The organism is Pseudomonas sp. PA-4-8C (assembly GCF_021606625.1).
Taxonomy (GTDB): Bacteria; Pseudomonadota; Gammaproteobacteria; order Pseudomonadales; family Pseudomonadaceae; genus Aquipseudomonas; species Aquipseudomonas lactis.
This window is the reverse complement of sequence record NZ_WKCD01000410.1, coordinates 1-3,272: the sequence shown is the minus strand read 5'-3', so window position 1 is coordinate 3,272 and position 3,272 is coordinate 1. Positions and strand designations below refer to the sequence as shown.

General features: G+C 61.9%; 2 protein-coding genes. Both read left to right on the top strand.

Annotation, left to right across the window (positions count from 1 at the left end):
- Positions 1-329 precede the first annotated feature (329 nt).
- Entirely contained in the window at positions 330-1,433 is a 1,104-nt protein-coding gene (locus GIW04_RS29145; protein WP_034134400.1) for an efflux RND transporter periplasmic adaptor subunit, read from the top strand.
- Between the two features lie 2 nt (positions 1,434-1,435).
- Positions 1,436-3,272 (top strand): efflux RND transporter permease subunit (locus tag GIW04_RS29140; RefSeq protein ID WP_236479483.1); only part of this gene is annotated, 1,837 nt, incomplete at its 3' end.

The window sequence follows — 3,272 nt, the reverse complement described above, 5'->3', positions numbered from 1 at the left end:
AACCGGCATCCCTGCCGGTTTACCCCCCAAATCCCTGTCGAATTCCGGCCAGCGTGGTTTGACGGGGCGCTTGAGATCAAAAGCAGATCAAGATCAAGAGCGGCTCGCTTCGCATCGTGGTTACCGTTGGCCGCTAAAACCTACAAAAATGTGTAGATGGTTCGGTTGACTCATCAGTGACTGACCCTCCGCTTTCGGAACAAGCCCACAGGAGATCTGCGCATAGTTGACGGGGATTATCTGGGGACTGGATTAATTTATATTTCAACCATAATATAAGTAAAAAATTACGCCCGTAATTTTTTGCACAATGGTTTCCGGAGTTCGCCATGCCCCCTCTCCCCCTGCGTCTTCTCACACCCCTGGCCCTGTTGATGTTCCTCAATGGCTGCAACAGCAAGGCCGATACCGCTCAGGTACCAGTGCCGCGTCCGGTACTCGCCGCCAAGGTCGAAGCCGCCGGCACCCAGCAAAGCGCTTATACCGGCGTGGTGGCAGCACGCACTGAAAGCAACCTGGGCTTTCGGGTCAGCGGCAAGGTGATCGAGCGCAAGGTCGACCCCGGCCAGCATGTCTCCCGTGGCGACACCCTGTTGGTACTGGACATCGGCGACTTCGAACTGGCGCTGCGTTCGGCCAAGAACCGCGTCAACGCAGCCGAGGCGCAACTGCGCCAGCGCCGTGACGATGAAAACCGTTACCAGCGCCTGGCCAGTACCGGCGCGGTGTCGCGGCAGATCTTCGACCAGTCGGCCACCAACCTGCGCGTCGCCCAGGCCGAACTGGCCGCGGCGCAATCGGACGCCAGCCAGATCGAAAACCGCCGCACGTATTCGGTACTCAAGGCCGATGGCGACGGCATCATCACCGATGTGCTGGCCGATCGCGGACAGGTGGTGGCCGAAGGGCAAATCGTCGCGCGCCTGGCCCATGACGGTGCCCGTGAAGCCATCGTCAACCTGCCGGAGAACCGGCGTGACCTGGCCGCGCAAAAAGCCTTGGCATTCCCCTTCGGCGCACCCGACCAGGCCGTGACCGCCACCCTGCGCGAGCTGTCCGCCAGCGCCGACCCGGTCACCCGCACCTACCGGGCACGTTATGTGCTGCAGGGTTCGGTCGAGCGTTTCGCCCTCGGTTCCACCATCACCGTGCGCCTGCAAGGCAACGGCCAGCCTCTGCAAACCCGCGTGCCCATTGGCGCCTTGCAGGATGCGGGGCAAGGCACGGGCGTCTGGCTGATTGGCGATGACCAAAAGATCAGCTTCGCCCCGGTGAAAGTCGCCAGCCTCGGCCAGGAAGACGCCTTGCTCGACAGCGGCGTAACACCCGGCCAAACCATCGTCGCCCTCGGCGCTCACCTGTTGCACAGCGGCGACACGGTGCGCTTGCTGCCCGCCCAGGCGCTGGCCCTCAACCGTCAGCAGGATCAATGAGTATGCGCGGGATCAACCTCTCCGAACTGGCCGTCAAACACCGCGCCGTCACCCTGTTTTTGCTGATTGCGATCCTCGTCGCCGGGGTCTTCGCATTCAGCAAGCTGGGCCGCGCCGAAGACCCTTCGTTTACCGTCAAGGTCATGACCATCACCGCCGCCTGGCCCGGCGCCACCGCCCAGGAAATGCAGGAACAAGTCGCCGACCGCCTAGAAAAACGCCTGCAAGAGCTGGACTACTACGACCGCGTCGAGACCATCGCCCAGCCGGGCTTTGTGTCGATGCGCATGACCTTCCTCGAATCCACCCGCCCGAGCGAGATCCAGGCGCTGTTCTACCAGACGCGCAAAAAGCTCAGCGACGAAGCCGCGCAATTGCCCAAGGGCGTGATCGGGCCGTTTTTCAACGATGAATATTCCGATGTGTACTTTGCGTTGTACGCCCTGGAAGCCGAACACCTGCCCCACCGCCAGCAGGTGCAAATGGCCGAACAATTGCGCCAGGGCCTGCTCAACCTGCCCGGGGTGAAGAAGGTCAATATCCTCGGCGAACAGGCCCAGCGTGTGTTTGTGGAGTTTTCCTATGAGCGCCTGGCGACCCTGGGCATCAAGCCCGAACAGATCTTCACCGCCCTCGCCGCACAAAACGCCGTGGCGCCCTCAGGCTTCGTCGAAACGGCGGGCGCACGCGCTTATATCCGCATCGACGGCGCGTTCGACAGCCTGGCCTTGATCGAGAACGTGCCCCTGCAAGTCAATGGCCGCGTATTGCGCATCGCCGATGTAGCCACCGTGAGCCGGGGTTATGAAGACCCGCCCAGTTACCGCATCCGCCACCAGGGCGACCCGGCGCTGATGCTGGGCGTGATCATGGAGAAGCACTGGAACGGTCTGGAACTGGACAAGAGTCTGCAAGCCGAAGAAGCGCGGATCCAGGCCGACCTGCCCCTGGGCGTGAACTTTGCCAAGGTGTCCGACCAGGCGAAGAACATCAGCCTGGCGGTCAATGAATTCATGCTCAAATTCTTCGTCGCCCTGGCGGTGGTGATGCTGATCAGCCTGTTGGCCCTGGGCTTTCGCGTGGGGCTGGTGGTGGCGGCCGCCGTGCCGCTGACTCTGTCGATCGTGTTCGTGATCATGCTGGTCACGGGCCGTGAATTCGACCGGGTCACCCTTGGCGCGCTGATCATCTCCCTGGGCTTGCTGGTGGACGACGCCATCATCGCCATCGAGATGATGGTGGTGAAACTTGAAGAAGGGTTTGACCGCATTCACGCGGCGACCTATGCCTGGAGCTCCACCGCCGCGCCCATGCTCACCGGTACGCTGGTGACCATCATTGGCTTTTTGCCGGTGGGGTTTGCGCGCTCCGGTGCTGGCGAGTACGCCGGCAATATCTTCTGGATTGTCGGGTTCGCATTGATTTCGTCGTGGCTGGTCGCGGTGGTGTTCACGCCTTACCTGGGCGTAAAGATGCTACCGCAGATCAAGCCAGTGCCCGGCGGGCATGATGCGATTTATGCCGGGCGCTACTACCAGAAACTGCGCCGCCTGGTAGAGGCCTGCGTGCGTGGGCGCTGGCTGGTAACTGGGCTGGTGGTGGCCGCGTTTGTGCTGTGTGGCCTGGGTATGGCGGTGGTGAAGAAACAGTTCTTCCCCGACTCGGACCGCTCGGAGCTGATTCTGGAAGTGTATATGCCGCCCGGCAGCGCGTTCAAAAGCACCGAGGCCGTAGCGGCTCAGGTGGAGAAGGCGCTGTTGCAGGAACCCCAGACGAGCATGGTCGACACCTATGTGGGCGGCGGCGCACCACGGTTTTTCCTGTCGTTGAACCCTGAAA